At 75.8% G+C, this 22598-nt stretch carries 18 protein-coding genes; 10 read left to right on the top strand and 8 right to left on the bottom strand.

The annotated features are described in order from the left end of the window. The first annotated feature begins 31 nt into the window (after nucleotides 1-31). The 3 genes from LG634_RS10465 (at nucleotide 32) to fxsA (ending at nucleotide 3599) form a co-directional block, all read left to right on the top strand. The gene (locus LG634_RS10465) at nucleotides 32-1681 is read left to right on the top strand and encodes an amidohydrolase (protein WP_226733422.1); all 1650 of its coding nucleotides are present in this window, start codon (nucleotides 32-34) and stop codon (nucleotides 1679-1681) included. A 406-nt stretch (nucleotides 1682-2087) separates the two neighbouring features. Further along, the gene (locus LG634_RS10460) at nucleotides 2088-2873 is read left to right on the top strand and encodes a polyprenol monophosphomannose synthase (protein ID WP_226733421.1); all 786 of its coding nucleotides are present in this window, start codon (nucleotides 2088-2090) and stop codon (nucleotides 2871-2873) included. Nucleotides 2874-2984: 111 nt separating this feature from the next. Then, nucleotides 2985-3599, top strand: coding sequence for an FxsA family membrane protein (fxsA, locus tag LG634_RS10455; protein ID WP_226733420.1), 615 nt, complete (start codon nucleotides 2985-2987; stop codon nucleotides 3597-3599). Between the two features lie 172 nt (nucleotides 3600-3771). Here the strand turns inward: fxsA and LG634_RS10450 are convergent, their stop codons facing one another. The 3 genes from LG634_RS10450 to LG634_RS10440 form a co-directional block, all read right to left on the bottom strand. After that, nucleotides 3772-4146, bottom strand: a complete 375-nt coding sequence (locus LG634_RS10450) for an RNA polymerase-binding protein RbpA (protein WP_003959706.1) — start codon at nucleotides 4144-4146, stop codon at nucleotides 3772-3774. 255 nt (nucleotides 4147-4401) lie between these two features. Beyond that, complete coding sequence (locus tag LG634_RS10445) at nucleotides 4402-5802, bottom strand: MFS transporter (protein WP_226733419.1); 1401 nt, start codon at nucleotides 5800-5802, stop codon at nucleotides 4402-4404. A gap of 63 nt (nucleotides 5803-5865) precedes the next feature. Continuing rightward, nucleotides 5866-6636: a glycerophosphodiester phosphodiesterase family protein gene (locus tag LG634_RS10440; protein WP_226733418.1), complete on the bottom strand. Its 771-nt coding sequence runs from the start codon at nucleotides 6634-6636 to the stop codon at nucleotides 5866-5868. Nucleotides 6637-6821: 185 nt separating this feature from the next. On the opposite strand from LG634_RS10440, the gene LG634_RS10435 reads away from it, so the two are divergent. Continuing rightward, nucleotides 6822-8321 (top strand): SCO1417 family PLP biosynthesis transcription factor, encoded by a 1500-nt coding sequence (locus LG634_RS10435; protein ID WP_226733417.1) that lies wholly within the window; start codon nucleotides 6822-6824, stop codon nucleotides 8319-8321. A 197-nt stretch (nucleotides 8322-8518) separates the two neighbouring features. On the opposite strand, the gene LG634_RS10430 is transcribed toward LG634_RS10435, so the two are convergent. Next, nucleotides 8519-10090, bottom strand: a complete 1572-nt coding sequence (locus LG634_RS10430; protein ID WP_226733416.1) for a hypothetical protein — start codon at nucleotides 10088-10090, stop codon at nucleotides 8519-8521. Nucleotides 10091-10127: 37 nt separating this feature from the next. After that, a complete protein-coding gene (locus tag LG634_RS10425; RefSeq protein WP_226733415.1) occupies nucleotides 10128-10322 on the bottom strand; it encodes a hypothetical protein in 195 nt (64 codons plus the stop codon). A gap of 310 nt (nucleotides 10323-10632) precedes the next feature. Here LG634_RS10425 and LG634_RS10420 point away from each other — a divergent pair, with 310 nt between their 5' ends. Together LG634_RS10420 and LG634_RS10415 are read left to right on the top strand one after the other, a co-directional pair. Then, the gene (locus LG634_RS10420; RefSeq protein ID WP_226733414.1) at nucleotides 10633-11055 is read left to right on the top strand and encodes an ankyrin repeat domain-containing protein; all 423 of its coding nucleotides are present in this window, start codon (nucleotides 10633-10635) and stop codon (nucleotides 11053-11055) included. Nucleotides 11056-11312: 257 nt separating this feature from the next. After that, the gene (locus tag LG634_RS10415) at nucleotides 11313-12716 is read left to right on the top strand and encodes a HEAT repeat domain-containing protein (protein WP_226733413.1); all 1404 of its coding nucleotides are present in this window, start codon (nucleotides 11313-11315) and stop codon (nucleotides 12714-12716) included. A gap of 207 nt (nucleotides 12717-12923) precedes the next feature. Here LG634_RS10415 and LG634_RS10410 read toward each other — a convergent pair whose 3' ends face one another. Genes LG634_RS10410 through LG634_RS10400 form a run of 3 tightly spaced genes read right to left on the bottom strand, consistent with a single transcriptional unit; the run spans nucleotide 12924 to nucleotide 15153 of the window. Further along, nucleotides 12924-13787 carry a 5-oxoprolinase subunit C family protein gene (locus LG634_RS10410; RefSeq protein WP_226733412.1) on the bottom strand — a complete coding sequence of 288 codons (864 nt, stop codon included), beginning with the start codon at nucleotides 13785-13787 and terminating at the stop codon, nucleotides 12924-12926. After that, on the bottom strand, nucleotides 13784-14398 hold the full coding sequence (locus LG634_RS10405) for a 5-oxoprolinase subunit B family protein (protein WP_226733530.1): 615 nt from the start codon (nucleotides 14396-14398) through the stop codon (nucleotides 13784-13786). The genes LG634_RS10410 and LG634_RS10405 overlap by 4 nt, the downstream gene beginning before the upstream one ends. A 2-nt stretch (nucleotides 14399-14400) precedes the next feature. Next, a complete protein-coding gene (locus LG634_RS10400) occupies nucleotides 14401-15153 on the bottom strand; it encodes a LamB/YcsF family protein (protein WP_226733529.1) in 753 nt (250 codons plus the stop codon). A 121-nt stretch (nucleotides 15154-15274) separates the two neighbouring features. Between LG634_RS10400 and LG634_RS10395 the strand changes: the two genes are divergently transcribed. From LG634_RS10395 to LG634_RS10385, 4 genes are read left to right on the top strand one after another with little or no spacing between them, the layout of a single operon-like run. Then, nucleotides 15275-16780 (top strand): hypothetical protein, encoded by a 1506-nt coding sequence (locus tag LG634_RS10395; RefSeq protein ID WP_226733411.1) that lies wholly within the window; start codon nucleotides 15275-15277, stop codon nucleotides 16778-16780. Next, complete coding sequence (locus LG634_RS37810; protein WP_264202958.1) at nucleotides 16777-16899, top strand: hypothetical protein; 123 nt, start codon at nucleotides 16777-16779, stop codon at nucleotides 16897-16899. Before LG634_RS10395 ends, LG634_RS37810 begins: the two co-directional genes overlap by 4 nt. Then, nucleotides 16896-17810, top strand: coding sequence for a hypothetical protein (locus tag LG634_RS10390; protein WP_226733410.1), 915 nt, complete (start codon nucleotides 16896-16898; stop codon nucleotides 17808-17810). Before LG634_RS37810 ends, LG634_RS10390 begins: the two co-directional genes overlap by 4 nt. Nucleotides 17811-17868: 58 nt before the next feature. Then, on the top strand, nucleotides 17869-22587 hold the full coding sequence (locus tag LG634_RS10385; protein WP_226733409.1) for a hypothetical protein: 4719 nt from the start codon (nucleotides 17869-17871) through the stop codon (nucleotides 22585-22587). The last annotated feature ends 11 nt before the right edge of the window (nucleotides 22588-22598 follow it).

Raw genomic sequence — 22598 nt, 5'->3', positions numbered from 1 at the left:
AGCACCGCCGCGAGGCGCGAGACTGGTCCCCATGACCGAGATCCCCACGGGCTCCGCCGAAGGCGCCGGAGCCCCCGCCGCACCCCACCGCACCGTCCTGCTCCGCCGGGGCGAGGTCCACAGCCCCGCCGACCCCTTCGCCACCGCGATGGTCGTCGAGCGCGGACACGTCGCCTGGGTCGGCTCCGAAGGCGCCGCGGACGCCTTCGCGGACGGCGTCGACGAGGTCGTCGACCTGGACGGCGCCCTGGTCACCCCCGCCTTCACCGACGCCCACGTGCACACCACCGCCACCGGCCTGGCCCTCACCGGCCTCGACCTGACCGGCGCCCGCTCCCTGCCCGAGGCCCTCGGCCTGGTCCGTACGTACGCCGCCGCCCGGCCCGACGACCGGGTGCTGCTCGGCCACGGCTGGGACGCCGCCCGCTGGCCCGAGCGCCGCGCCCCGCACCGCGCCGAGCTGGACGAGGCCGCCGCCGGCCGGCCGCTCTACCTCAGCCGCATCGACGTGCACTCCGCCGTCGTGACCACCGCCCTCCTCGACCTCGTCGGCGGGGTCCGCGAGCTGCCCGGCTTCCGCGACGGCGAACCGCTCACCCGCGACGCCCACCACGCCGTCCGGGGGGCCGCACTCGGTGCCGTCGGCCCGGCCCAGCGCGACGAGGCCCAGCGGGCGGCCCTGCGGCACGCGGCCTCCCTCGGCATCGGGACCCTGCACGAGTGCGGCGGCCCCGACATCTCCTCCGCCGAGGACTTCACCGGCCTGCTGGAGCTGGCCGGCCGCGAGCCCGGCCCCCGCGTCTTCGGCTACTGGGCCGAGCAGGACGTGGCCCGGGCCGTCGCGCTCGGCGCGGTCGGCGCCGGCGGCGACCTGTTCGCCGACGGCGCCCTCGGATCGCACACCGCCTGCCTGCACGCCCCCTACCGGGACGCCGCCCACACCGGCACCGCCTACCTCGATGCCGCCGCCATCGCCGACCACGTCGCAGCCTGCACCGAGGCCGGGGTCCAGGCCGGCTTCCACGCCATCGGCGACGCCGCCCTGACCGCCGTCGTCGAAGGGGTCCGGGCCGCCGCGGAGAAGGTCGGCATCGCCCGCATCCGGGCCGCCCGGCACCGCGTCGAGCACGCCGAGATGCTCGACGCGGCCGGCATCGCCGCCTTCGCCGAGCTGGGCCTGACCGCCTCCGTCCAGCCCGCCTTCGACGCGGCCTGGGGCGGCGAGGACGGCATGTACGCCGAACGCCTGGGCGCCGAACGGGCCCGCACCCTCAACCCGTACGCGGCCATGCTGCGCGCCGGCGTGCCCCTGGCCTTCGGCTCCGACGCACCCGTGACCCCGCTGGACCCGTGGGGGACCGTGCGGGCCGCCGCCTTCCACCGCACCCCCGGGCACCGGATCTCGGTGCGCGCCGCCTTCACCGCCCACACCCGCGGCGGCTGGCGGGCCCTGGGCCGCGACGACGCCGGTGTGCTGGTCCCCGGGGCCCCGGCCGACTATGCGCTCTGGCGCACGGACGAGCTGGTGGTGCAGGCTCCCGACGACCGGGTGGCCCGCTGGTCCACCGACCCGCGCTCCGGCACCCCCGGGCTGCCGGACCTGACCCCCGGCCGCGAGCTGCCCGTGTGCCTCGGCACGTACGTCGGGGGCCGCGAGGTGTACGTACGCCCACAGGGGTGAGCGGGGCCGGCGACGTTGCGCCGATCGACGTGCACGGGCTGCCCGGCGGTTCCCGGCGGATTCCGTACTGACCTGGAACTTTCGGGCAACGTCGCAGGTCAGGCGGGTGTTGACAGTGGGGCGCGGGAGGCCGGTAGGTTCTGCCGCGTCCACCACAGGACGTCCGGCACCGGCGGACCGGTACCTCTGCGCGCCCGCGCCTCGGGGGCGGGGGAAGGTTTCGCCATCGGAGGCCGGACGGTGCGACCCGGGTGGGGCCCGGGCCTCCAGTAGACAACGGTCGGGGCCGTCCGCAGCCGGCGGGCGGCCCCGACCGGCCCGAAGGAGGCCGGGCCCCGATCCGCCGCCCGCCGTGCGGCGCTCGCTAAGGTGGGGTTTCTGTGAACGGACGTGCAAAGGGGATTCAGTGAGCGACGGCGGGGAGCGGCGGTACGGACCGCTCGGGACGGCCCTGGTGATCATTCCGACCTACAACGAGGCGGAGAACATCGGACCGATCGTCTCCCGGGTGCGTGCCGCGGTGCCCGAGGCCCACATCCTCGTGGCCGACGACAACAGCCCGGACGGCACCGGCAAGATCGCCGACGACATCGCGGCCGAGGACGACCAGGTCCAGGTGCTGCACCGCAAGGGCAAGGAGGGCCTGGGCGCCGCCTACCTGGCGGGCTTCCGATGGGGCATCGAGCACGGCTACGGCGTGCTCGTCGAGATGGACGCGGACGGCTCGCACCAGCCGGAGGAGCTGCCCCGGCTGCTCACCGCGCTGGCCGGCGCCGACCTGGTGCTCGGCTCCCGCTGGGTGCCCGGCGGCCGGGTGGTCAACTGGCCCTGGCACCGCCGGTTCCTCTCCCGCGGCGGCAGCACGTACTCGAGGCTGATGCTGGACGTGCCGATCCGTGACATCACGGGCGGGTTCCGCGCGTTCCGCAAGGAGACGCTGGAAGGGCTGGGCCTGGACGCGGTCGCCTCGCAGGGCTACTGCTTCCAGGTCGACCTGGCCCGGCGGTCCGTGGAGGCCGGGTTCCACGTGGTCGAGGTGCCCATCACCTTCGTCGAGCGCGAGTTCGGCGACAGCAAGATGAGCCGGGACATCGTGGTCGAGGCACTGTGGCGGGTCACCGGCTGGGGCCTGGGCACCCGGGCCTCGCAGCTCGTGGACAAGGCGAAGGGCGCGGCCGCCCGGCGCCCCTGACCGGCTCCGTGGCGCCCCCGGAGCCCGCGGCCCCCGGTCGGGCTCCCGGGGGCCGCGGGAACCCGTACGGCCCTGAGGCGGCTTTTACGGCAGTCGGGGCACACTGGATGCATGACGACCGGCGCATCCACTCCGACGGCCCCCCGGCGCTCGCGCGCCCGTACCTTCCTTCCGCTCGCGGTCGCCGCGTGGCTGGTGCTGGAGATCTGGCTGCTGACGGTCGTCGGCGGGCAGATCGGCGGGCTGGGCGTGTTCGCCCTGCTGGCCGGTGCCGCCGCGCTGGGCGTCGTGGTCATCAAGCGGGCCGGGCGCCGGGCCTTCAGGAATCTGACCGAAACCTTTCAGCAGGCGCAGGCGCAGGCCCAGTCCGGGGGCGTGCCGCCGGCCGCCCCGGCGGCGGGAGGCGGCTCGGGCAACGGCCTGACGATGCTGGCGGGCCTGCTGCTGATCATGCCGGGCCTGCTCTCGGACGCCCTCGGCCTGCTGCTCCTGGTGCCGCCGGTCCGTTCCCTGGTGACCCGGCGGGCCGGCCGGCTGCTGGAGCGCCAGGTGGTCGCCGCGGCCCCGGGCGGCTTCGGCCAGGCCTACCAGCAGGCCCGCATCCACTTCCCGGACGGCAAGGTCGTCCAGGGCGAGGTCATCCGCGAGGACCGGCCCGCCGGCCCCAGCCAGAGCCCCGGCCAGAGCCGGAGCCAGGACCCGGCCCGGCCGCCGCTGACTCCCTGAGCCGTCACCGAGGCTCCCCGCCTGCGGGGGCCGGCCCGGAGCGGGCCGGCCCCCGCAGGCGCGTCTGCCCCGCAGGCACGTTTCCTCGGGCACGCCGAAGAGCCGTGGGGCTCCGCCACACGAGGTGGCGGAGCCCCACGGCTCTTCTCTCTGCGCTGTGCGCCCCCGCTGGTCAGGCGGACTTGCGGCTGTCCCGCGGATGCACGGCAATGTTCATGGCGCCGGAACGAAGGACCGCCAGCCGTTCGGCCAGCACCTCTTCCAGCTCTTCGCGGGTACGCCGCTCCATGAGCATGTCCCAGTGCGTTCGCGCGGGCTTGCCCTTCTTCTCCTCAGGGCCGTCGCCGTCCACGAGGAGTGCCTGGGCGCCACACGCCTTGCACTCCCACTCCGGCGGAATCTCCGCCTCAACCGAGAACGGCATCTCGAATCGATGTCCGTTCTGGCATGCGTACTCCACCGCCTGGCGCGGGGCCAGATCGATGCCGCGGTCCGTCTCGTAGCTGGTAACCACGAGGCGCGTACCGCGGAGAGCTCGCTCACTCATGAATCGTGCCTCCCGGGCTTGTCGCCCACAGGACAGGTGTCGCTGTCGTCGTCATCCGGTCAACGTCCGGTCGGCGGTATAGATTCCCGCTCCCAGTCGTGCGTCGCCCGTCGTGCCGCCCCTTGTTGTACCCACCAATGCCCGGTTTGTCACATCTGGCAGCAGATGTCACCCGGCGTTTTCACTTCATCAGCACGCAGTAACGGTCCGCCTGGCAGGCCAAAGGCGTACACTACCGGCCTTTTAGTTCGACGTCTAAATCCGGTCGGGAACGGGGTTTCCGGCCGCCGCGATCGCCTGCCGTACGGGCACCCGTGCGAGCAGCACGAATCCCAGTGCGAAGAAGGCGACCAGGGAGATGATGGCGTCCCGGTAGCTCCCCGTCAGCTGGTATGTGAGACCGAACACAAGCGGCCCCACCCAGCTGACCCCGCGGTCGCTGATCTCGTACGCCGAGAAGTACTCGGCCTCCTTGCCGCGCGGGACCAGGTGCGAGAACAGCGAGCGGGACAGCGCCTGGCTGCCGCCCAGCACCAGCCCGATCATGGCGGCCAGCAGGAAGAACGCCACCGGCGCCCCGGCCGGCAGGAAGTATCCCGCGCCCAGCGTCACCGTCCACGCGGCCAGCGAGCCCAGGATCGTCCGCTTGGCGCCGTACGTCCGCGCCAGCCGCCCCATCCCCAGCGCGCCCACCACCGCGAGCACCTGCACCAGCAGCACCGCCGTGATCAGCGTCGACTGCTCCAGCCCCAGCTCCTCCGAGCCGTACACCGAGGCCTGCGAGATCACCGTCTGCACGCCGTCGTTGTAGACGAGGTAGGCGAGCAGGAACGCCAGCGTGAGCGGGTGCTTCCGCATGTCTTTCAGGGTCGCCACCAGCTGCTTCCAGCCGGTGCCCACCGGCGCCTCGGCCCCGCTGCGCACCACCGCCCGGTCCCGCAGCCGCCGCAGCGGCACGAGCGCGAACGCGCCCCACCACAGGCCCGCCGAGGCCAGGCAGATCCGCACCGCCGCGCCCTCCGACAGCCCGAACTCCTCGTGCCCCTGGAACAGCACCAGGTTCAGCACCAGCACGAACGCGCCCGAGGCGTAGCCGAAGGCCCAGCCCCGGGAGGACACCGTGTCCCGCTCGTCCGGCTCCGCGATCTGCGGCAGGTACGAGTTGTAGAGCACCATCGAGACGGCCAGCGAGGCGTTGGCCACGATCAGCAGCAGGCCGCCCAGCAGGTAGCGGTCGCCCTCCAGGAAGAACATGCCCAGGGTCGCCGCCGCACCCGTGTACGCGGCCGCCGCCAGCAGCGGCTTCTTCCGCCCGGTCCGGTCCGCCACGGCGCCCACCAGCGGCATCACCAGCACCGCGAGGATCACCGAGGCCGACACCGTGTACGCGAAGAAGGAACCGGCCCGCACCGGAACGCCCAGCGGGTGGACGAACCCCTCGGCGTCCGCGGCGTGCTTGGCGATCGCCGTCAGGTACGGGCCCAGGAACACCGTCAGCACACTGGTCGAATAGACCGAGCAGGCGAAGTCGTAGAAGTACCAGCCGGTCTGCTCCCGGCGCCGCTCGGCGACGGCCGCCGAGCCCTCGGCCGGACCTTCCGCGGCACCCTCCGGGGCCGCTGCCGCGCCCGTCGGCTCCGTGTTCTCCGCACTCACCGGTGTGTCCCCTCGCCCCGTGCAGGTACGCGCACGGGGCGGCGCGTACCGGGTCCGGGCACGTCAGGCCCAGGCTCCGCGCTGGTCCAGCACCGTGCGCAAGATGTCGATCCGGTCGGTCATGATGCCATCGACACCCAGGTCGAGAAGAGCCTCCATACGTTGCGGTTCGTTCACGGTCCACACGTGGACCTGGAGGCCCCGCTCGTGCGCCGCGCGGACGAACCGGCGGTCCACCACCCGGATCCCCGCCTGCGTCTCGGGCACCTGGGCCGCGACCGCGCCCGCCCGCAGCGCCGCCGGGATCGACAGGGACCGCAGCCGCAGGCCGACCACGCCGCGCATCCCGTACGAGGTGGCCAGCCGCGGGCCGGCCAGCCGCTGGGCGCGGGCCACCCGGCTCTCCGAGAACGACCCCACGCAGACCCGGTCCCAGGCCCCGGTCCGCGCGATCAGGCCGAGCAGCGGGTGCACCGCCGCCTCCGCCTTCACGTCGACGTTCCAGCGGGCCTCCGGGAACTCCTCCAGCAGCTCCTCGAAGAGCGGCAGCGGCTCCTTGCCGGCCACCCGGGCCTCGCGCACCCGGCTCCACGGCAGCTCGGCGATCCGCCCGGAGGCGTCGGTGACCCGGTCCAGGGTGGAGTCGTGGAAGGCGACCAGCTTGCCGTCGACCGTGGTGTGCACATCGGTCTCGAAGTACCGGTAGCCGGCGTCGGCGGCCCGGCGGAAGGCCGTCAGGGTGTTCTCCAGCCCGTCCGCCGCCCCGCCGCGATGCGCGAAGGCGAGCGGAGCGGGGTGGTCGAGGTACGGGTGGCGGGGGCGTACGTGCGTCACGGCGGCAGTATGCACCCGGCGCCGGGCGGGGCGTACTCCGGGTGGGGGCAGGGCGCGGACGCCCGAGGCGGGGCGGCTCCGGGCCCCTCTGGTGGGGGTGGACCGGCCCGTGACACCCTGAAGGGGTCCACCGCGATCCAATGGCGGTCGGACTCAGGCCAATCTTGCGAAGGTGGACCGTCATCATGGCGCAGTGGACCTCGGCCGTCGGTGCGGCCCAGCTCGCCCGGCTGATCACGTCACAGCAGCCCCGGCCCGCAGTGCCCGGCGCCCGCCGGCCGCCCGCGTACCGCTCGCTGGCCGACGGGATCCGCCTGCTGGTCCTCGAAGGCCGGGTGCCGGTCGCCGCCCGGCTGCCCGCCGAGCGGGAACTCGCCGTCGCCCTGGAGATCAGCCGCACCACGGTCGCCGCCGCCTACGAGGCGCTGCGCACGGAGGGCTTCCTGGAGTCCCGCCGCGGCGCCGGCAGCTGGACCTCGGTGCCCGCCGGCAACCCGCTGCCCGCCCGCGGACTGGAGCCGCTGCCGCCCGAGGCCCTTGGCTCCATGATCGACCTCGGCTGCGCGGCGCTGCCCGCCCCCGAGCCGTGGCTCACCCGCGCCGTGCAGGGCGCGCTGGAGGAGCTGCCGCCGTACGCGCACACCCACGGCGACTACCCGGCCGGCCTCCAGGTGCTGCGCCGGATGCTCGCCGACCGGTACACCGCGCAGGGCATCCCGACGATGCCCGAGCAGATCATGGTGACCACCGGGGCGATGGGTGCGATCGACGCCATCTGCCACCTGTTCGCCGGGCGGGGCGAGCGGATCGCCGTCGAGTCCCCCTCGTACGCGAACATCCTCCAGCTGATGCGGGCCGCCGGGGCCCGGCTGGTGCCGGTCGCCATGGCCGACGCGCTCGGCGGCTGGGACCTGCCGGTGTGGCGGCAGGTGCTGCGGGACGCCGCCCCGCGCCTGGCGTACGTCGTCGCCGACTTCCACAACCCGACCGGTGCGCTCGCCGACGAGGACCAGCGGCGGGCCCTGGTCGAGGCGGCCCGCTCGGCGGGCACCGTCCTCGTCGTCGACGAGACGATGACCGAGCTGTGGCTGGAGCCCGGGCTGGAGATGCCGCGGCCGGTGTGCTCGTTCGACCCGGCCGGCAGCACCGTGATCACGGTCGGCTCGGCCAGCAAGGCCTTCTGGGCGGGCATGCGGATCGGCTGGGTCCGGGCTGCGCCCGACGTCATCCGCAGCCTGGTCGCGGCCCGCGCGTACGCGGACCTGGGGACGCCGGTCGTGGAGCAGCTCGCCGTGAACTGGCTGATGAGCACCGGTGGCTGGGAGCAGGCCGCGGAGGTGCGGCGCACGCAGGCCCGGGAGAACCGGGACGCACTGGTGGCGGCGGTCCGCCGGGAGCTGCCGGACTGGGAGTTCGAGGTGCCGCGGGGCGGGCTGACGCTGTGGGCGCGGGCGGGCGGGCTGTCCGGGTCGCGGCTGGCGGAGGTGGGCGAGCGGGTGGGCGTCCGGGTCCCCTCCGGGCCGCGCTTCGGCGTCGACGGCGCCTTCGAAGGCTACGTCCGCCTCCCCTTCACCGTCGGCGGGCCCGTGGCCGACGAGGCGGCGGTCCGGCTGGCCACGGCGGCCCGCCTGGTCGCCACCGGCTCCGGCACGGGCGCCGAACCCCCACGCACGTTCGTCGCCTGACGCTGGATTCCCGCAGGCCGGAGCCCCGGGGGAATCGAGCCCGTCCGGCGTTTGAGGACCGGGGGTGTGGGGGCGGAGCCCCTGCCGGGCGGGCGGACCCGGCGGGGCGAAGCCGGCCCGTCCGGTGATTGAGGACCGGGTCCGGGGCGGAGCCCCGAAACGGCGTGGCGGGGGTCCTGGCGACGGGACGCGCGGCGTCAGCGGGGGAGCTTGGTGACGGCGGGCCCGGGAAGCTCCGCCGACGCGGCAGGAACGTCCGGCACCGGCGGACGTTCCGGCACCAACGCCAGCACCGCCTCCCGCTGCCCCCCGCCCACCGTCTCGTCGTACGGATCCGGCGTGGCCGGCACCTGCAGCCGGTGCACCGGCCCGGTGCCGAGCCGCGCGTACCCGCGCCCCGCCGGCACCTCGCCCGCCGGCGTGGTGCGCGGCGGCTCGCCCAGCACGGCCGCGATCTGCGCGAACGACGCGGGACCGAGCACCACCCGGGCCCGCGTGTGCGCGAACACGGCGTCGCCGAGCAGCTCCAGGTGGTCGAACTGCTCCGCCACCACCACCGTGACGTTCACGTCCCGCCCGTGCCGCAGCGCAACCTGCAGCAGGGGGAGCGGCCCGGGCCGGCCGTCGGCCGCCGCCAGGTGTCCCAGCACGCCCGGCCGGTCCAGCAGGATCCACAGCGGCCGCCGGGTGTCCTCAGGCGCCGGAAGGCCCGCCTGCCGGGCCCGGTTCGCGGCGACCAGCCGCCGCTCGGTCTCGTTCGCCGCCCACTCCAGCGTCGCCAGCGCCCCCGTCAGCCCGCACTCGACCGCCAGCACCCCGGGCCGGCCGGTCAGGAACGCGTACTCGCCGTGCCCGCCGCCCTCCACCACCAGCACGTCCCCCTGTCGCAGCGCCTGCAGGGCCAGGGAACGCAGCAGCGAAGAGGTGCCGCTGCCGGGCTGGCCCACGGCGAGCAGGTGCGGTTCGGCGGACCGGGCGCCGGTGCGCCACAGCACCGCCGGCACGTCCCGGGCCTCCTCGCCGACCAGCACGGGCAGGGTCCGCTGCACGGTCGTGGGATCGGTGAAGCCGAGCACGGTCTCGCCGGGCCCGGTGACGAAGCGCTGGGCGGTGATGCCCGTCGGCAGGGCCGGCAGCACGCTCAGGTCGAGGTGGTTCTCCTCCTCGTGCCAGACGAACAGGTACTCGCGGCCGCGGCCCGCCTTGGCGTGCAGCAGCTGCTCGATCCGGGCCCGGGACGCGGGTTCGCCGTCGGTGAAGTACGCGGGGTAGCGGATCCGCAGCCGGCTGATCCGGCCCGCCTCGTCGAAGGCGTGGTCCGCCAGCGCTTTCTGCCATTCGCCGCCGTGCGCGTAGAGCGGGTTGGGGTCCTCGGGCAGCGAGAAGTACGGCACCAGCGCCTCGTACAGCGCGGTCAGCCGCTCGGTCTCCGCCTCGCCCGGGCCGGTCCGTACGGGTGTGCGGTCGCGGCCCCGCCAGGCGGCCGCCGCCGTCAGCGCGGCGAGGGCCAGGGCGGGGCCGTACGGGACGAGGGCGACGGCCAGCACGGCCGCCGCCGCGAGGAACAGGGTGGGGCCGCGCCGGTCCTTCGGGGTCGCGGACCAGGCGCGCCGGCCGGCCGCGGCCAGCAGACGCAGGCCGCGCCCGATGGTCAGGAGCGGATGGATGACGTCCGTGGCACTGTCGGCGGCCGTACGAGCGAACTCGCGGCCCCGGGCCAGCGAAACGGTACCGCTGGTGAGGATGCGGGGGAGTGGTCGCCGGGCCACGGGCGTCTCCTGGAGTTGTCGGGTCGAGCGGGCGGGATCAGAGCTTGATGCCACCGAGGAGCGAGGCGATGCTCGCGGTACTGGCCGTGATGCTCGGCGCGATCGCGGAGCCCGCGAGGAAGAAGCCGAACAGGGCGCAGACGAAGGCGTGCGACAGCTTCATTCCGTCCTTGCGGAAGAAGAGGAAGCAGATGATGCCGAGCAGCACCACGCCCGAGATGTTGAGGACCATCGGAAGTTCTCCTGGTTGGTGGGGACAGTCACCATGAGTCCTTCCAGGCTCACAGCAAGTATCAATGCGATAAAAGGTGCATACGGGTGAATCCAGACTGTTTTCACTTGACCGGCGCAGTACGACTGGCGCGGTGGGCGGGCGGGTGATCCGGCCTGATCTTTACCTCCGGCCAGGCCTGGCATGTCCCGGGACGGGCAGTACCCTGTCGATTCACCCGTACGGACGCAGTGCCGTACTGCCCCATGCCCGCCCGGCCTGGGGAGACTCCGACACACAGGCGCGACAGAGGCGAAAGGCGGCACGTCCCATGAGTGAGCAGCACGCACCGCAGACCCCGGGCTCCGAGGGCCCCGACGCGGACGTGGTGGAGCTGGCCACCAAGATCTTCGACCTCGCCCGGCAGGGTGACGCCGAGGCCCTCGCGGCGTACGTCGACGCGGGCGTCCCGGCCAACCTCACCAACGACCGCGGCGACACCCTCGTCATGCTCGCCGCCTACCACGGCCACGCTGCGGCCGTCACCGCCCTGCTGGCCCGCGGCGCCGAGGCCGACCGCGCCAACGACCGGGGCCAGACGCCGCTGGCCGGAGCCGTCTTCAAGGGGCAGCAGGACGTCATCCGCGCCCTCCTCGACGGCGGCGCCGACCCGAAGGCGGGCACGCCCTCCGCCGTGGACACGGCCCGGATGTTCGGGAAGGCCGATCTGCTGGAGCTGTTCGGGGCCGAGTGAGCCCCCTGCAGGACGCTGCGCCGCAGGCCGGGCCATAAATCTGGTCGCGGTGCACAAACCGGCTGGTCCATCATGGCGACGGATCCGGAGAGCACCCCGAAGTACGGGGTACGGGGGAGCTCCGGTCACCGACGAGAGAGAGAAGACAATGGTCTACATCGAGCGGAAGACGACGGCGGGCGCCCCGACATGCTGTTACGCGGCCACGTGAATTCCGATTCCCGGTTGCGTCCCCAGCTTGATTTGAGGCCATTCCCATGTTCGAACCAGTCATAGCGCCGAGCGGTACCCTGCTCGGCCTCCTGCAGAGAGGCCGCGGCGACGGCACGCTGCACGCCCTCGCAGCGCCGCGCGCGGAAGCGCTCGACGCCGTGAACCAGTGCGTGGTGCGCGACCCCCGCCGCGATTGGCAGGTCGAGAACCGCTCCCTGTACTACGCCCGCCTCTACCTCGACCTCGCCGGCGACCTCGCCGGCATCGAGGAGCACCTGTTCTGCGCGGACGACCTGCTCGACGACTCCGACGCGCGGACCGGGCTCGCCCTGTCCGTCCTCGGCCACCTGGCCGCCTACGGCCGCGAGGACGCCCTGCGGCTGCTGCGCCGCTACGCCGCGTCCGGGGCCAACTGGGCCTGGGCCCTCGACGAGCTCGCCCTGCGCGACGACGACGCCGGGCTGCGCGGTCTCGCCGGACCGGTCCTGGCCCGCTTCCCCGCCACCCCCGAGGGCGAGGCGCGGCTGGCCGCCGCCGTACGGGACGCCTACGAACCCCGGCCGTGGCGCCTGTGGGAGGAGACCGCCGCCCACGGCGAGCGCCTCCGGACCGCCCGGGAGCAAGGCTCCTTCGACCGCTGGCAGCGCCAGCTGACCCCGTCCGGCCCGCGGCCCGGCTGGGGCGTCCAGGCCGTGTTCGAGTGGGCCGAGGACGGACTGCGGCGGGGCACCCCGCTGCACGTGCCCGCCGCCCGCTGTCTGGCCGCGGTGGCCGGACCCGAGGACCGGGGCGAGATCCTCGCCGCGGCCGCCGGAGCGGCCGGACCGGCCGCCCGCGCCACCGCCCTGCACCACCTGGTCGTGGCCGAGCCGGAGAACCCGGCGGTCCTCGACCTCATCGAAGCCGCGGCCGACGACGACGCGGTCGTCGCCGCCTACGAGCGGATGTGCGGCGAGGCCGCGCTCGACCGGGCCCGGGCCTGGATCCACCGCCCCGACGCGCTCGGCGCCGCCGCCGGGCGGACCCTCGCCACCCGGGGCGGGGCCGAGGACGCGCCGCTGGTGCTGGGCGCGCTGCGGGAGTCCGTACGGGCCGAAGGGCCCGACGCGGCCGGGCTGTACGCGCTCGTGGACGGCGCCTGCCGGCTCTCCGTGGGCTGCGCGGCGCCCGTGCTGCGGCACGTCTACCGCGAGACCTCCTCGTCCCACCTGCGCGGCCGCACCGCACGGGCGCTCGCGGCCACTGACCCGTCCTTCGCGGCGGGGTTCGCGGTCGAGTGCCTGTGGGACTGCGAGGAGACGACCCGCGAGGTCGCCGCGCGGCATGCCGCGACCGGTGACGTGCGCGTGGTCGACCGGCTCCGCCGCCTCGCCGCCGATCCGGCGGAGGAGGAGGACGTCCAGTCCGCCGTCCGCAGCCGCATCACCCCCGACCCCCACCCGATGTAACGCCGCCGAGCCCGAAAACCCGTGGGCTCCGCCCCTGACCCCCTGCTTCGAACGCCGCCGAGGCCCGAGACGCCGCATCCGGCCCGGGCGGAGCCCCTGCCGGGCCGGACACGCTCGCCGGGCCGACCGGACACGCCCGGCCAGGCCCATCCAGCTCGTCCGGCGTGTGAGGACCGGGGTCCGGGGCGGAGCCCCGTCGGGCGGGGCTCAGCGCGCCGGCAGGAAACGGACCGGCGTGCCGGGAACGGCCTGGGCCGCGGCAGCCAGGGCGGCGGGCGGGACCACGCCGATGACGGGGTACCCGCCCGTGACCGGATGATCGGCCAGGAACACCACCGGCAGCCCGTCCGGCGGGACCTGGACGGCCCCCAGGACCATGCCCTCACTCGGCAGCTCATCCGTACGCACCCGCTCCACCCCCGGCCCCTCCACCCGCAACCCGATCCGATTGCTCGCCGGAGACACCCGGTACACCGCCCGCCCCAGCAGGCGCGGCGCATCCGCCGCGAACCAGTCCGCCCGCGGCCCCGGAAGCAGCGGCAGCAGCAGCTCCGCCGGCGGTCCGCCCACCGGCACCACGTCCGCCCCGGCCCCGGCCCCCGCCCCGGCCGCCCCCACCGGCAGCACCGCGCCCGCCGCCACCGGCCCCGGCCCCAGCCCCGACAGCAGGTCGCAAGACCGGCTCCCCAGCACCGCCGGCACGTCCACACCCCCGCGCACCGCCACATAGCTGCGCAGCCCGGCCGAGGCCCGCCCCACGTCCAGCACCGCCCCCGCAGGCACCCGTACCGGCGCTCCCCAGGCCGCCGGCCGCCCCGCCACCCGCACCGGGCACGGCGCCCCCGTCACCACGGCCGTCACCGCCCCGCCCACGGCCCGCAGCGCCACCCCGTCCACCGTCGTCTCCAGCGTCGCCGCCCCGGCGGGATTGCCCGCCAGCCGGTTCGCGAGCCGGTGCGCCGGCAGGTCGAGGGCCCCCGAATGCGGCACCCCCAGATGCGCCCAGCCCGGCCGCCCCAGGTCCTGCACCGTGGTCAGCGCCCCCGGCCGCACCACCTCCAGCACCGTCACCGCGCCTCCTCGAACCGCACCCGGGCCCCCGGCGCCAACAGCGCCGCCGGCTCCCGCTCCGGATCCCACAGCACCGCGTCCGTCGACCCGATCAGCCGCCAGCCACCGGGCGAGGACCGCGGATAGACGCCCGCGTACGGGCCCGCCAGCGCCACCGACCCGGCCGGCACCGCCGTCCGCGGCGTGGCCCGCCGCGGCACCTGCAGCCGCTCCGGCAGCCCCGTCAGATACCCGAAGCCCGGCGCGAAGCCGCAGAAAGCCACCCGGAACTCCGTACCCGCCACGATCCGCCCCACTTCCGCCGACGACACCCCCCAGAGTCCGGCGACCTCCGCCAGGTCGGGCCCGTCCCACCGCACCGGCACCGTCACCAGCGGCCCCGCGGCCGCCGCGAGCGCCGGCACCTCCCACCGCTCCAGCCGGGCCGCCAGCCCCGCCGGGTCGGCCACCCCGTCCAGCAGCACCGTCCGCGCCGCCGGCACCACCTCCCGCACGGCCCCCAGCTCGCCCGCGTCCCGCCGCCGCAGCAGCTCCGCGTGCCAGGCCCCGGCCTCCGCCCCCGACCCCAGCTCCAGCAGCAGCGCCGACGCCCCCACCCGCAGCACCCGCACGCTCACGTGAACGCCGCCACGGTCACCCCGGCCGCCGCCAGCCCCCGGCGCACCCGCGCCGCCAGCACCGCCGCCCCCGGCGTGTCCCCGTGCAGGCACAGCGACCGGCCCGGCACGCTCACCGTGCCGCCGCCCGCGGCCGCCGCGGTCCCCGTCCGCGCCAGCGACAGCGCCTGCGCCAGCACCGCCTCCGCGTCCACCAGCACCGCCCCCGGCTCGCCCCGCGGCACGAGCGTGCCCGCCGCCGTGTACGCCCGGTCCGCGAACGCCTCCGGCACCGCCACCAGCCCCGCCGCCCCGGCCGCCGCCAGCAGCTCGGACCCCGGCAGCCCCAGCACCGGCAGCTCCCCGCCCGCCAGCCGCACCCCCGCGACCACCGCCGCCGCCTGCTCCGCGTCCCGCACCGTCCGGTTGTACAGCGCCCCGTGCGGCTTCACGTACGACACCCGCGCCCCGGCCGCCCGGGCGAACACCTCCAGCGCCCCGATCTGGTACGCCACCTCGTCCGCCAGCTCCCGCGCCGGCACGTCCATCGCGCGCCGCCCGAAGCCCGCCAGGTCCCGGTACGACACCTGCGCCCCGATCCGCACCCCGCGCTCCGCCGCCAGCCCGCACACCCGCCGCATCGTCGACGGGTCACCGGCATGGAAACCGCACGCCACGTTGGCGCTGGTGACCACGGACAGCAACGCCTCGTCGTCGGTGAGCGTCCAGCGGCCGAAGCCCTCGCCCAGGTCGGCATTGAGATCGATCACAGGTGCCATGGCGTGAGCGTAGGACAGCAGCCGCATCCCGGCCCCGGCCGGGCCCCGCGCCCGCCCGGGACGAACCATCGCGTTTGGGTCGTTGTCCGTGCGACCGCCTAATCTTTCCGTCGTGACCATTCCTGCCCCGGCCAAGACCGCACCCTCCCCGGCGCCGGGCCCGGCCGCCGACGAGGGCCTGGCCCGGCGGCTGCGCGCCCTCGCCTGCACCGCCCCCCTGCACGACCTCGACGTGCGCAAGGCCAACCTCGCCGGCGAATACGGCGTGTACGCCATGGCCGAGGTCGCGCTCGCCGCGATCGACCTGGTCACGCTCAACATGGACTTCGACACCGGCGCCGACCACGAGCACGTCGTGACCCGGCTGCTGCCCCGCGTCGCCGCCCAGGCCCCGCAGCGCCCCGCCGCCGAGCACGAGCGCGTCGCCCGCTGGGTCATGGAGAACCTGATCAACGTCGGCAGCGTCGACCGCGGCTTCCGCGCGATCTACGGCACCTTCGGCCCCGACGGCGTCTACGTCCGCCGCGACTACGACTTCAAACTCGTCGAAGAGGTCCCCGGCCACGGCGGCACCGTCTACCTGCGCACCACCGACGAAGCCGTCAACGTCCTCGTCGGCGCCCTCGACACCGACGTCACCAGCGCCCAGATCGCCGCCGAGGTGAAACTCGAGGTCCTGATCAGCCGGGGCCGGCTCGCCGACGCCCAGCTCGCCGCCGAACAGGCCCGCTACCGGACCGTGCAGTACGCCGAAACCCTCCGCAAGACCCTCGACGCCACCCGGCGCAACGTCCGCGCCGTGGACTGGCTGCAGGCCGTACCCGACATGATCGCCGAGGCCCTCGACCACGTGGCCGACCGCTACCGCCACGAGAACGCGATCCTCACCAACATCCGCAAGGCCCGCGACGAGGCCGAGGACCCCGAGCACAAGCGGCGCGCCGCCGAGCTCGTCGACATCGTCAAGGACTGCATCCGCCGCCACACCCAGCTCCAGTCCCGGCTCCTGGAGGCCGGCCCGCTGTTCCGCGCCGAACAGGACCGGCAGGCCTTCGCCACCCCCGCCGCCCGCTCCGGCATCGACCTGTACGGGCAGCTCGTCGCGCCCGTCCTGCCGCTGCCACTGGAGCACGCCACCCGCGTCACCGACGCCTTCTTCGCCGCCGGCACCGGCCTGCGCACCCCCGTCTCGGTGCGCGTCGCCGACCTCGTCGAGATACTCCTCACCCCGCCGCTGGAGCGCGAGCACCTCGGCGCCGAGATGCCCGAGCCGGACCTCGTCGCCACCCCCGACGACAGCCGGTTCAGCGAAGGGCAGCTCGCCGCCGCCATGGAACTCCTCGACCTGCCGCACGACGCGCCCCGCCGGCTGTCCGGCCTGCTCGCCGACGCCCGCCGCCGCGACCCCGACCTGCCGTACCTCGTGGCCCTGCTCGCCGTCCACGCGGCCAGCCCCGCCGTCGGCACCGCCTACCGCCAGGGCGAGGAACGCCTCCTGTTCGCCGTGGACGACGGCACCGTGCTCGACGACCCGGAGTTCGGCGGCGCCGACCTCATCGTCGGCACGGCCCTCCTCGATGCGGCCGGCATGGCCGCGGACCGCACGGAGGCGGCATGACCACCCGGCCCGGCCGCCCGCCCGCCGCCCACGCCGCCGCCCGCACCCCCGCCGCACCCCGCACCCGTACCGCCCGTACCACCGGCACCGCCCGTACAGCCAAGGAGTCCCAGCCGTGAGCGACCACCACGCCGAGCACCCCGCGTGGAGCGAGCCCGAGACGGCGCCCGCCGGGCCCGCACCGGCCGGCCCCGCCCACCCGGCCGCGGCCCTGACACCCGCCGACGCCGCCGACGCGGCCCGGCTCGTCGCGTTCGGACTCCAGCCCAAGCTGCTGCCCGCCCGCGACGCCGAGTACGCCGAACTCCTCCGCCGCTACCGCGAGGAGCCCGCCTTCGGCCGCCTCACCGACGCCGTCGCCACCGGCCTCGGCCTCGTGGTCCTGGAGGTCTCCACCCGCGCCGGCATGGCCGTCGCCGCCGGCGAGGACTCCGTCTTCGCCGTCCGCATGGGCGACTACGCCCGCCGCACCGCCGCCGACTCCGGCGACCGCTTCCTGCACGGCCTGGCCCACCTCGCCGTCGCCGCCCTCGCCTTCCCCCGCCCCGAGGACCTCGCCGACGACGGCTACATCGGCCGCATCACCGTCAACGGCGTCGACGCGTTCGTCCGCCAGACCTGCCGCCGGCTCGAAGAACGCGCCGCCGAGCAGGGCGAGAACACCGACCCGGCCTCCGACGCCCCCGGCCTGGAGGCCGCCTGGCGGGTCTACGCCCGCCGCAGCGCCACCGGCGCCACCAAGGACGCCCGCCGCCTCGCCGGCTCCACCACCGGCATCGTCGGCAAGGCCGTCGCCTTCCTCACCGACTCCGGCTTCCTCCAGCGCACCGGCGACGACGCCGGCGGCACCTACCGCACCACCGCCCGCTACCAGCTCCAGGTCCGCGACATGGCCGGCAGCGCGGCGATGGCCGAACTCCTCGAACTCGGCGTGGTCCCCGTGACCGACGGCACGGCAAGCCTGCTGCCGCCGCCCGAGGGAGACGACCTGGAACTGGCCGCCGACGCCGGCCTCCCGTTCCACGCCTGACCCCCGGGCCCCGCCCCGCCCCCACGCCGTTCCCGAAACACCACGAGAGTCCGCCGCCATGTACGAGCTGTCCCGGATCCGCCTCTACTCCATCGGTCCCGCCGGAGCCCGCTACGCCGACACCGTGCTCGACCTGCGCGGCGTCGGCGAGCCGGTGCCCCACCCGGCGCCCACCCAGGCGGAGTTCTTCGAGGACGAGCCCACCGGCCCGCCGCGCCGGCCGGCCCCCGCGGGCGTGCTCTTCCTGGAGAACGGCGGCGGCAAGTCCGTCCTCCTCAAGCTGATCTTCTCGGTCATGCTCCCCGGCCACCGCAACACCCTCGGCGGCGCCAGCTCCGGCGTGCTCCGCAAGTTCCTCCTCGCCGACGACTGCGGCCACGTCGCCCTGGAATGGCAGCACACCCGGACCGGCGAGTGCGTCGTCGTCGGCAAGGTCAGCGAATGGCGCGGCCGCCAGGTCTCCAACGACCCGCGCAAGTTCGCCGAGGCCTGGTACTCCTTCCGCCCCGGCCCCGGACTCAGCCTCGACTCCCTGCCCGTCGCCGAGGCCACCTCCGTACGCCCCGCCGCCGAAGGCACCTCCGGCGCCCAGGGCCGGCGCCGCACCATGAAGGGCTTCCGCGACGCCGTCACCGAAGCGGCCAAGGTCTACCCGCACCTCGACGTGTACTGGGAAGAGATCCACGACCGCTGGAACGAACACCTCGGCGACCTCGGACTCGACCCCGAACTCTTCCGCTACCAGCGCGAGATGAACGCCGACGAAGGCGAGGCCGCCGGCCTCTTCGCGGTGAAGAAGGACTCCGACTTCACCGACCTGCTGCTGCGCGCCGTCACCGACACCCGTGACACCGACGGTCTCGCCGACCTCGTCCACGGCTTCGGCAACAAGCTCGGCCGCCGCGCCGAGCTGATGGCCGAACGCGACTTCACCGCCGGCTCCGTCGACCTGCTCCACCGCATCGCCGACGCGGCACAGACCCGCGCCCGCACCCGCGACGTGCACGCGGGCGCCGAACGCCGCACCCGCAGCCTGGCCCGCCGGCTGTCCGCCCGCGCCGCCGCGGAACGCGGCCGCGCCACCGAACTCGCCCAGCAGGTCACCACGGCCGCCCACCAGGTCACCGAAGCCGAGAGCGCCCGCGGCCGCAGCTCCCTGATCGCCGCCGAACTCGCCTACCGGCACGCCTCGCTGGCCCTCGGCGTCGCCGAGAAGGCCGCCGCCGCCCAGAAGCGCGAACTCGCCGACGCCCGCACCCTCTACGCCGCCTGGCAGGCCGCCGAAGCAGTGCTGCGCCACCGCGCCGCCGCCGACCGCTCGGCCCGGGTCGCCGCCGCGATCCGCGAGGCCGAGCGGGACGCCGCCCCCGCCCTGGCCGCCCGCGCCACCGCCGCCGCCGACCTGGTACGCGCCCTGCACACCGCGGCCGAGGACGGCGAACGCCTCGCCAACGAGGAGGAGGAGCGCTCCGCCGCCCTCCAGGAGGCCGCCGAGGCCGCCCACCGCGACGCCACCGCCGCCGCGACCGGCGCCCAGCGCGCCCGCAGCGAAGCCGACCACCTGCGCCAGCGCCTCGCCGAGGTCGAGCAGGAGACCGCCGAAGCCGTCCGGGCCGGCTGGCTCGACGACTCGGCGCCCGACGCCGACCCGGCCCGCGCCGCGCTCGCCGCCAGCGACGCCGAGAAGACCGCCGTCGCCGCCTGGGACGAAGCCCGCGAGGCCGCCCGCCGCACCACCGAGACCGCCCGGGAAGCCGCCGCAGCCGAGTCCCGCGCCGAGCTCACCGCGGCCCGCGCCGCCGACGCCGCGGACGCCGCCGAAGCAGCCCACCGGGCCGAGCACCGCGCCGCCGGCTCCCTCGCCGAGGCCCCCCGGCTCGCCGAACTCCTCGGCCTGCCCACCACCCCGGACCCCGACCACGGCACCGGACCGCTCACCGCCGAGGACCTCGACCGCAACGCCGACGACCTCAAGGACCTCCTCGACACCGGCGTCACCGCCGCCGAACGCCAGCTCTTCGACCTGCGCACCGCGGCCGCCGACGACGCCCGCATCCTCGGCGCCCTCGGCGACGGCGGCCTGCTGCCGCCCGGCCCCGACGTCCTCGCCACCGTCGAGTACCTCGGCGAGCACGGCATCCCGGCCCTGCCCGGCTGGCGCTACCTCGCCCAGGCCGTGGCCCCCGCCGACCACGCGGCCGTCCTCGCCGCCCGCCCCGAACTCGTCGACGGCGTGGTCATCACCGACCCCGACGCCCACGGCCGGGCCCGCGAAGTCCTCGGCAGCGCCGCCCTGCTGCCCCGCTCCGCCGTCGCCGTCGGCACCGCGGCCGCCCTCCTGGCCCCGGTCCCCGCCGCCGACACCTCCGACACCGCGGTGTTCCTCGTCCCGCCCAACCCGGCCATGCACGACGAGCACGCCGCCGACGAGGAACGCCAGGCCCTGCGCAGCCGCGCAACCGCCCGCGACACCGAGATCCGCGACCTCGCCGCCCGCCTCGCCGGCGACCGCGCCCTCGCCGCCCGGCTCGGCTCCTGGCGCACCGGCTGCCCGGCCGGCCGCCTCACCGAACTCGCCACCGCGGCCGAAGCCGCCCGCGCCTTCGCCCAGGAGTCCGAGGCCGAACTCGCCGAGGCCCGCACCACCCGCGCCGAGGCGGACGAGGCCGCCGCCGAGACCGTCCGGGTACGCGACGAACGCCAGGACGCCGCCCAGCGCGCCCGCCGCGCCGCCGACGCCCTCGCCGGCCTCGCCTTCCGACTGCGCGAACGCGCCGGCTGGCAGTCCCGCCTGAGGGAACTCGCCGACGAGGCCGTCGAGTCCGAAGCCCGCGCCGAAGCCTGCCTGGAGCGCGCCCGCGCCGCCGACGAGGACCGGCGCGCCGCCCAGCGCGCCGGCGACGACGCCCGCCGCACCGCCCGCGCCCTGCGCGCCGAGCGCGCCGAGATCGCCGGAGCCCCCGAACCGCTCCCCGACGACACCGACCCCGCGCCCAAGGCCGCCCTGCCGGCCCTCCGCGAGGCCTACCGGGCCGCCTCCCAGCTGTACGAGAAGGTCGGCGTCGGCGCCGACCTGCGCGCCGAACAGGCCCGCGCCGAAAGCGACGAGAGCGCCGCCACCGCCGAACTCGACCGCCTCACCAACAAGGTCCGCACCCGCGCCGCCCAGCTCCTCGAAGGCACCGACGGCGCCGACGGCCCGTCCCGCCAGGCCGCCGCGGCCCGCGCCGAGTCCCTGGTCCAGCTGCTGGAGACCCGCTCCACCGCCGCCAGCGAGCAGCTCGGCCGGCTCCGCGGCGAAGCGGAACGCCTGGCCCCGTCCGAGGGCGACGCCCACACCGAGCTGCCCGAGGACCACGTCCCCGAGGACGTGGAGCAGGCGCAGTCCCTGCTGCGGGCCGCCTCCGCCCAGCTCGCCGCCCACAGCAGCGCCGTGGAGAGCGCCAAGGCCGCCCACGCCGAACTGCTGCGCGCCCACCGCACCGCCGAGGACGGCGCCGGCGGCTTCGACGAGACCGCCGCCCTCCTGCGCGACCTGCTCCGCGAGAACCACCAGCAGGACGAGGAGGAGCAGGAGGCCGGCCCCTACCCGGGCAGCCTGGAAGAGGCCCGGCAGTCCGCCGCCGAGACCCGCCGCTCCCTGCGCGGCTGCTCCGCCGACCTGTCGGCCGCCGAGTCCGCCGTCCGCGACGCGAGCGACATCCTGGTCCGGCACGCCAACGCCACCCGCTACGAGCAGGTCCGCACCCCGGCCCGCCAGCAGATCCGCGAACTCCCCGCCTCCGCGATCCCGGAGCACGCCGCGGCCTGGGCCGCCGCGTTCGCCCCCCGGCTGCGCGTCCTCACAGACGAGCTGGCGCAGTTGGAACGCAACCGCGACAGCATCGTCGACCGCCTGCGCGGCCTCGTCGAGTCCGCCCTGGCCACCCTCCGCTCCGCGCAGCGGCTCTCCCAGCTCCCCGAAGGTCTGGGGGAGTGGTCGGGCCAGGAGTTCCTCCGCATCCGCTTCGAGGAGCCCGACCAGGCCACCCTCACCGAACGCCTCGGCGAGGTCATCGACGAGGCCACCCGCTCCGCGGTGAAGAAGAACGCCTCCTTCGGCGAGGGCCGCCGCGACGGCATGTCCCTGCTCCTGCGCGGTGTCCAGGCCGCCCTCCAGCCGCGCGGCATCTCCGTCGAGATCCTCAAGCCGGACGCCGTGCTGCGCGCCGAGCGGGTGCCGGTCGGCCAGATGGGCGACGTGTTCTCCGGCGGCCAGCTGCTCACCGCCGCCATCGCCCTCTACTGCACGATGGCCGCCCTGCGCAGCAACGACCGCGGCCGCGAACGGCACCGGCACGCCGGCACCCTGTTCCTCGACAACCCGATCGGCCGGGCCAACGCGACGTACCTGCTGGAGCTCCAGCGGGCCGTCTCGGACGCGCTCGGCGTCCAGCTGCTGTACACGACCGGCCTGTTCGACACGACGGCCCTCGCGGAGTTCCCGCTCGTCATCCGCCTGCGCAACGACGCGGACCTGCGGGCCGGCCTGAAGTACATCAGCGTGGAGGAGCACCTGCGCCCCGGCCTGCCCCAGCCCGACCCGGAGGCCGCCGAGACGGTCCACGGCGAGATCACCGCCACCCGCATGTTCCGCCGCAGCCAGACCCCCGCGCAGACCCCCGTGCCGGCCCAGGTCCCGCCGCAGGCCCCGTCGCCGGACCGGACCCCGGCAGCCGCCGCGGTCCCGATCCCCGACCAGCCCGCGCCCGCGGACCCGGCCGACACCCCGGCCTGACCGGGGCCGCC

It is taken from the genome of Streptomyces bambusae (assembly GCF_020532645.1).
GTDB classification, from domain to species: domain Bacteria; phylum Actinomycetota; class Actinomycetes; order Streptomycetales; family Streptomycetaceae; genus Streptomyces; species Streptomyces bambusae.
This window is presented reverse-complemented; position numbering and strand designations above follow the sequence as displayed.

Bases quoted from the DNA above. Each gene is read 5' to 3' on its own strand.
- LG634_RS10415 (WP_226733413.1), top strand. From the start codon at position 11,313: ATGTTCGAACCAGTCATAGCGCCGAGCGGTACCCTGCTCGGCCTCCTG.
- LG634_RS10385 (WP_226733409.1), top strand. From the start codon at position 17,869: ATGTACGAGCTGTCCCGGATCCGCCTCTACTCCATCGGTCCCGCCGGA.
- LG634_RS10425 (WP_226733415.1), bottom strand. From the start codon at position 10,322: ATGGTCCTCAACATCTCGGGCGTGGTGCTGCTCGGCATCATCTGCTTC.
- LG634_RS37810 (WP_264202958.1), top strand. From the start codon at position 16,777: ATGACCACCCGGCCCGGCCGCCCGCCCGCCGCCCACGCCGCCGCCCGC.
- LG634_RS10450 (WP_003959706.1), bottom strand. From the start codon at position 4,146: ATGAGTGAGCGAGCTCTCCGCGGTACGCGCCTCGTGGTTACCAGCTAC.
- LG634_RS10420 (WP_226733414.1), top strand. From the start codon at position 10,633: ATGAGTGAGCAGCACGCACCGCAGACCCCGGGCTCCGAGGGCCCCGAC.
- LG634_RS10465 (WP_226733422.1), top strand. From the start codon at position 32: ATGACCGAGATCCCCACGGGCTCCGCCGAAGGCGCCGGAGCCCCCGCC.
- LG634_RS10435 (WP_226733417.1), top strand. From the start codon at position 6,822: ATGGCGCAGTGGACCTCGGCCGTCGGTGCGGCCCAGCTCGCCCGGCTG.
- fxsA (WP_226733420.1), top strand. From the start codon at position 2,985: ATGACGACCGGCGCATCCACTCCGACGGCCCCCCGGCGCTCGCGCGCC.